Origin of the sequence: Streptomyces sp., from assembly GCF_031178505.1 — a bacterium.
Lineage (GTDB): Bacteria > Actinomycetota > Actinomycetes > Streptomycetales > Streptomycetaceae > Streptomyces > Streptomyces gulbargensis.
Genome location: NZ_JAPSIW010000431.1, coordinates 1 through 6,001, shown reverse-complemented (window position 1 = coordinate 6,001; position 6,001 = coordinate 1). Strand labels below are relative to the sequence as shown.

At 74.9% G+C, this 6,001-nt stretch carries 5 protein-coding genes; 3 read left to right on the top strand and 2 right to left on the bottom strand.

Going from position 1 to position 6,001, the window contains the following annotated elements; genetic code table 11:
• Nucleotides 1–107: 107 nt before the first annotated feature.
• The gene (locus RIF68_RS24330; RefSeq protein ID WP_309053429.1) at nucleotides 108–1,541 is read left to right on the top strand and encodes an amino acid permease; all 1,434 of its coding nucleotides are present in this window, start codon (nucleotides 108–110) and stop codon (nucleotides 1,539–1,541) included.
• On the opposite strand, the gene RIF68_RS24325 is transcribed toward RIF68_RS24330, so the two are convergent.
• Nucleotides 1,495–1,977, bottom strand: a complete 483-nt coding sequence (locus RIF68_RS24325; protein ID WP_309053428.1) for an ATP-binding protein — start codon at nucleotides 1,975–1,977, stop codon at nucleotides 1,495–1,497. The genes RIF68_RS24330 and RIF68_RS24325 overlap by 47 nt on opposite strands.
• A gap of 191 nt (nucleotides 1,978–2,168) precedes the next feature.
• On the opposite strand from RIF68_RS24325, the gene RIF68_RS24320 reads away from it, so the two are divergent.
• Nucleotides 2,169–2,996, top strand: a complete 828-nt coding sequence (locus RIF68_RS24320; protein ID WP_309053427.1) for an enoyl-CoA hydratase family protein — start codon at nucleotides 2,169–2,171, stop codon at nucleotides 2,994–2,996.
• A 29-nt stretch (nucleotides 2,997–3,025) separates the two neighbouring features.
• Nucleotides 3,026–5,326: a bifunctional salicylyl-CoA 5-hydroxylase/oxidoreductase gene (locus tag RIF68_RS24315; protein WP_309053430.1), complete on the top strand. Its 2,301-nt coding sequence runs from the start codon at nucleotides 3,026–3,028 to the stop codon at nucleotides 5,324–5,326.
• Here the strand turns inward: RIF68_RS24315 and RIF68_RS24310 are convergent.
• On the bottom strand, nucleotides 5,319–6,001 hold a 683-nt coding region (locus RIF68_RS24310), incomplete at its 5' end, for a PaaX family transcriptional regulator C-terminal domain-containing protein (RefSeq protein WP_309053426.1). The genes RIF68_RS24315 and RIF68_RS24310 overlap by 8 nt on opposite strands.

The following is a 6,001-nucleotide window of genomic DNA, read 5'->3' as shown; positions in this document are numbered from 1 at the left end:
CGCCCGCGCCCCCCCCGCCCCCCCCCCCCTCCGTGTGTCCTCCCACCTCCTGCGCGGCCCCGCACCCCGGGGCCCGCGCACGCACGACCAGAGATGAGCACCCCCGCATGTCCTCGCGGATCAAGTCGCCGCAGCAACTCCTCGCCGAGTCCGGCGCCGACCTCGAAGGCCACGGCCTCCGGCGCACCATGGGCCTCTTCCAGCTCGTCTGCTTCGGCGTCGGCGCGATCGTCGGCACCGGCATCTTCGTCGGACTCTCCGGCAGCGTCGCCGAGGCCGGCCCCGCGGTCGTCCTCTCCTTCGTCCTCGCCGCGATCACCTGCGTCTTCACCGCCTTCTCCTTCGCGGAGCTGGGCGGCGCCATCCCGGTCTCCGGCTCCTCCTACTCCTTCGCCTACGCGAGCCTCGGCGAGCAGGCGGCCTTCCTCGTCGGCTGGTGCCTGCTCCTGGAGTACGGCGTCTCCGTCTCGGCCGTCGCCGTCGGCTGGAGCCAGTACGTGGACGAACTCCTGGAGAGCCTGACCGGGCTGCGGCTGCCCGCCGCCCTCACCGCGGGACCCGCCGAGGGCGGGGTGGTCAACCTCCCCGCCGTGGTCGTCATCGCCCTCGCCGCCGGCCTCCTCGTGCGCGGCGTGCGCGAGAGCGCCCGCGCCACCGCCGCCATGGCCGTGCTGAAGATCGGGATCCTGCTCGTCTTCTGCGCCGTCGGCTTCTCCGCCTTCCGCGCCGGGCACCTCTCGCCGTTCGCCGGGCACGGCGTCGCCGGGATCACCGCCGGCGCCTCGGTGGCCTTCTTCTCGTACATCGGCTTCGACGCGATCACCACCGCGGGCGAGGAGGTGCGGGACCCGCGCCGGAACGTCCCGCTCGCCATCCTCATCTGCATCGGGATCGTCACCCTGCTCTACGGCGCGGTGGCGCTCTCGGCCATCGGGGCGCTCGGCGCCGACGCCGTCGCCGGGCAGCCCGCCGCGCTCTCCCTCGTCGTGGACCGCGTCACCGGCTCCTCCACCGGCGGCGGGATCATCGCCTTCGGTGCGGTCGTCGCCATCGCGTCCGTCGTCCTCGCCGTGATGTACGGGCAGACGCGCATCCTGCTCTCGATGTCCCGCGACGGGCTCGTCCCGCGCGTCTTCGAACGCGTCTCGCCCCGCTCCGCGACCCCGGTGGCCAACACCTGGATCGTCGCCGCCGTCTTCGCCGTCCCGGCCGCCTTCGCCCCGCTCGACGTGGTCGTGGACCTCACCACCATCGGCACGCTCGCCGTCATGGCCGTCGTGAACCTGGCGGTGATCGTGCTCCGCCGCCGCCACCCCGGCCTGAAGCGCTCCTTCCGGGTGCCCCTCTTCCCGCTCAGCCCCCTCCTGGGCATCGGCTTCTGCCTCTACCTCATGGTCGGAACCGGCTGGACGACCTGGGTCCAGTTCGCCGTCTTCCTCGCCGCGGGCGCGCTCCTGTACGCGGTGTACGGGCGCCGCCACTCGCGCCTCGCGGTCACGGCTCCCGGTGACGGCGCTGCGCGGGCACCCCGGGGAGCGTGAACCAGACCGCCTTGCCGCGCGGGGTCGGGCGGTGGCCGCAGTCGCTGCTCAGCGCCCTGATCAGCAGGAGTCCGCGCCCGTGCTCCTGCCAGGGGTCCACCTCGCCCGGCTCGGGGTGGACCAGCCGGTCCGGCTCCGGCGGTTCGGGGTCGTGGACCTCGATCTGACAGCCGCCGGAGGTGGCGCACACCTCCACGACGAGGTCGATCGGGCCGCGGCCCCCGGTGTGCTCGACGGCGTTGGCCACCAGCTCGGCGGTGAGCAGCTCGGCGGTGTCCACGTCGGGCCCGGCGTCGTCGAAGGCGGTACGGACCAGGGCGCGGGCCAGTGGGACCGCGGCCGTGGTGTGCGGCAGCCGCGCGCACCAGGAGCCGGGAGTGCCGGCCGGTGGGGGAGCGGGGGCGGTGCCGGGCGCGGGGGCCGGGGCTTCGGGCATGGGGGGAGGGTCCCTTCACCGAGGAGGGGCGGGCGGGCGAGCGGGGGGCGAACCCGAGACGTCCTGGTTTCAACCATACGAGGCGCAACATCCGTTTCCCAGCGGCCCCTCCCTCCGATCCGGGTATCGCGTACTCGTGACGGTGGTCACAACAGAGTGATACCCTCCCGGTGGAGGAAGGAGGCCGCCGAATGAGCCCCTTTACCGGCTCCGCGACCCGTACCGAACGCTGGCGGCATCTCCGCCTGGACCTCGACGAGGGTGTCGCCACCGTCACCCTCGCCCGCCCCGCCAAACTCAACGCGCTCACCTTCGGTGCCTACGCCGACCTGCGCGACCTGCTCGCCGAACTCTCCCGCGAGCGCGCCGTCCGCGCCCTCGTCCTCGGCGGCGAGGGTCGCGGCTTCTGCTCCGGCGGCGACGTGGACGAGATCATCGGCGCCACGCTCTCCCTCGACACCGCCGAGCTCCTCGACTTCAACCGGATGACCGGCCAGGTCGTCCGGGCGCTGCGCGAATGCCCCTTCCCGGTCGTCGCCGCCCTGCACGGGGTCGCCGCAGGCGCGGGGGCCGTCCTCGCACTGGCCGCCGACTTCCGGATCGCCGACCCCACCACCCGCTTCGCCTTCCTCTTCACCCGCGTCGGCCTCTCCGGCGGCGACATGGGCGCCGCCTATCTGCTGCCCCGGGTCGTCGGCCTCGGGCACGCCACCCGCCTCCTCATGCTCGGCGAGGCCGTCCACGCGGCCGAGGCCGAGCGGATCGGCCTCCTCAGCGAGCTCACCGAGGAGGGGCGCGCGGGGGAGCGCGCCGCCGCCCTCGCCCGCCGTCTCGCGGACGGGCCCGCGCTGGCGCACGCCCAGACCAAGGCCCTGCTCACCGCGGAACTCGACATGCCGCTCGCGGCCTCCGTCGAACTGGACGCCGCCACGCAGGCCCTCCTCATGAACGGCGAGGACTACGCGGAGTTCCACGCCGCCTTCACCGGGAAACGCCCTCCGAAGTGGCGGGGGCGCTGACCATGCCGCCCCCCACCGGCCCCGTACCGATGGCCGGCCTCGTCCCGGAAGACCTGCCGGGGCCCGGCGGCGTCCCCCTCTCCCGCGTCGCCGTCATCGGCGGCGGCCCCGGCGGCCTCTACGCCGCCACCCTGCTCAAGCGGCAGGACCCGGCCCGCGAGATCACCGTCTGGGAGCGCAACGCGCCCTCCGACACCTTCGGCTTCGGCGTCGTCCTCTCCGACGAGACCCTCGGCGGCATCCGGGACGCGGACCCCGTCGTGTACGCCGCCCTCGCCCGCGAACTCGTCCACTGGGACGCCATCGACATCGTCCACCGCGGCCACCTCACCACCTCCACCGGCCACGGCTTCTCCGCCCTCGGCCGCCGCCGTCTCCTGGAGATCCTGCACGCCCGCTGCGCCGAGCTGGGCGTACGGCTCCGCTTCCGCGCCGAGGCCCCGCCCGCCGCGCGGCTCGCCGCCGGCCACGACCTCGTCGTCGCGGCCGACGGCGTGCACAGCCGCACCCGCGAGGCCCACGCCGACCGCTTCCGCCCCCGGATCACCACCCACCGCTGCCGCTACATCTGGCTCGCCGCCGACTTTCCCTTCGAGGCCTTCCGCTTCGAGATCGCGGAGACCGAGTACGGCGTCATGCAGCTGCACGCCTATCCCTTCTCCGCCGACTCCTCCACCGTCATCGTGGAGATGCGGGAGGAGGTCTGGCGCGCGGCCGGCTTCGACGCGCTGGACGAGGCCGAGTCCACCTCCCGCTGCGCCAAGATCTTCGCCGACGCCCTCGCCGGCCGGGCGCTGCGCTCCAACAACTCGGCCTGGACCGCCTTCCGTACCGTCGTCAGCGACCGCTGGTCCCACGGCACCACCGTCCTCCTCGGCGACGCCGCCCACACCGCCCACTTCTCCATCGGCTCGGGCACCAAACTGGCCGTCGAGGACGCCCTCGCCCTGACCTCCGCCCTCGGCGCCCACCCCACCCTCCCCGAGGCGCTCGCCGCCTACGAGGCCGAGCGGCGCCCCGTCGTCGCCTCCACCCAGCGGGCCGCCGCCGCGAGCCTGCGCTGGTTCGAGGAGCTGGCCGGGCACGTCGACCGCCCGCCCCGCCGCTTCGCCTTCGACCTCCTCACCCGCAGCCGCCGCGTCACCCACGCCAACCTGCGGCTGCGCGACCCCGCCCTCACCGCCGCCGTCGAACGCGACTTCGGCTGCCCGCCCGGCACCCCGCCCATGTTCACCCCCTTCCCGCTGCGCGGCCTCACCCTGCGCAACCGGATCGTCGTCTCCCCCATGGACCTGTACGTCGCCGAGGACGGCGTCCCCGGCGACTTCCACCTGGTCCACCTCGGCGCCCGGGCCCTCGGCGGCGCCGGACTCGTCATGACCGAGATGGTCTGCGTCAGCGCCCACGGGCGGATCACCCCCGGCTGCGCAGGCCTGTGGACCGACGAACAGGCCGCCGCCTGGAGCCGCGTCACCGACTTCGTGCACGCCTCCGCGCCCGGCACGGCGATCGGCGTCCAGCTCGGCCACTCCGGCCGCAAGGGCTCCACCCGGCGTATGTGGGAAGGCATCGACCAGCCCCTGCCCGAGGGCAACTGGCCGCTCGTCGCCGCCTCACCGCTCCCGTACCGGCCCGGCGTCAACCAGACCCCGCACGCCCTCGACCGCGCCGGGATGACCGCGATCCGCGAGGAGTTCACCGCCGCCGCCCGCCGCGCCGCCCGCAGCGGCTTCGACCTCCTCGAACTCCACTGCGCCCACGGCTACCTGCTCTCCGGCTTCCTCTCCCCGCTCACCAACCACCGCACCGACGCCTACGGCGGCAGCCTGGAGAACCGGCTGCGCTTCCCCCTCGAAGTCTTCGACGCGGTACGGGAGGTGTGGCCCCGCGACCGGCCCATGACCGTCCGGATCTCGGCCACCGACTGGGCCGAGGGCGGTACCACCGCCGAGGACGCCGTCGCCTTCGCCCGTGCCTTCGCCGACCACGGCGCCGACGCCCTCGACGTCTCCACCGGCCAGGTCGTCCCCGACGAGCAACCCGAGTACGGGCGCTCGTACCAGACCCCGTACGCCGACCGCATCCGCAACGAGACCGGCGTCCCCGTGATCGCCGTCGGCGCCATCTCCTCCTGGGACGACGTCAACTCGCTGCTCCTGGCGGGCCGGGCCGACCTCTGCGCCCTGGCCCGCCCCCACCTCTACGATCCGCACTGGACCCTGCACGCCGCCGCCGAGCAGGACTACCGGGGTCCGGCCGCCCCCTGGCCCGCCCCGTACCGCGCGGGCAGCCGCCGGCCCCCGACCGGACGCCGGGAAACGGTCACCTGACCCCCCGGCCGGCGGCCCCCCGCACGAACGTGGCACCCCGGTCCCGCAGCAGCTCGTGCAGGGCCGTGAACACCTCCGCCGAGCGGCGTCCCGGCCAGTCGGCCGGCAGCAGCTCGGAGGGGAGCACCGGGTCCGCGTAGGGCAGCCGGCGCCAGGAGTCCAGGGCGAACAGGTAGTCCCGGTAGGCGTCCTCGGCGCCGCCGCCCCCGGTCCGCCAGGCCCGCAGCACCGGCTCGTGGGCGGCCAGGAACTCCTCGTGCAGCGCGGCGATCGCCGGCAGGTCCCACCAGCGGGCCACCGCCCCGGCCGTCGCCGTGTACCCGAGGTGGTCGCCCCGGAACAGGTCGACGTACGCCGAGAGCCCGAGCCGCTCCAGGGTGTTCCGGGTCTCCTCGTACAGCCGCGCCGGCGCGATCCACACCCCCGGCGCCGCCGTGCCGAAGCCCAGTCTCCCCAGCCGGGAGCGCAGCAGGTGCCGCTTGTGCCGCTCCGCCTCCGGCACGGAGAAGACGGCGAGGACCCAGCCGTCCGACAGCTTCGGCTCCGTACGGGCGTAGATGCGGCGGTCGCCGTCGTCGAGCAGCCGGCGCGCCTCCTCCGACAGGGCGTATCCGGCGGCCCCGTCCGCCGTCCGGCGCGCCAGCAGCAGCCCGCGCCGCTTCAGCCGCGACACCG

Coding starts and splice junctions, on each gene's coding strand:
- RIF68_RS24330 (WP_309053429.1), top strand. CDS start 108: ATGTCCTCGCGGATCAAGTCGCCGCAGCAACTCCTCGCCGAGTCCGGC.
- RIF68_RS24315 (WP_309053430.1), top strand. CDS start 3,026: ATGGCCGGCCTCGTCCCGGAAGACCTGCCGGGGCCCGGCGGCGTCCCC.
- RIF68_RS24325 (WP_309053428.1), bottom strand. CDS start 1,977: ATGCCCGAAGCCCCGGCCCCCGCGCCCGGCACCGCCCCCGCTCCCCCA.
- RIF68_RS24320 (WP_309053427.1), top strand. CDS start 2,169: ATGAGCCCCTTTACCGGCTCCGCGACCCGTACCGAACGCTGGCGGCAT.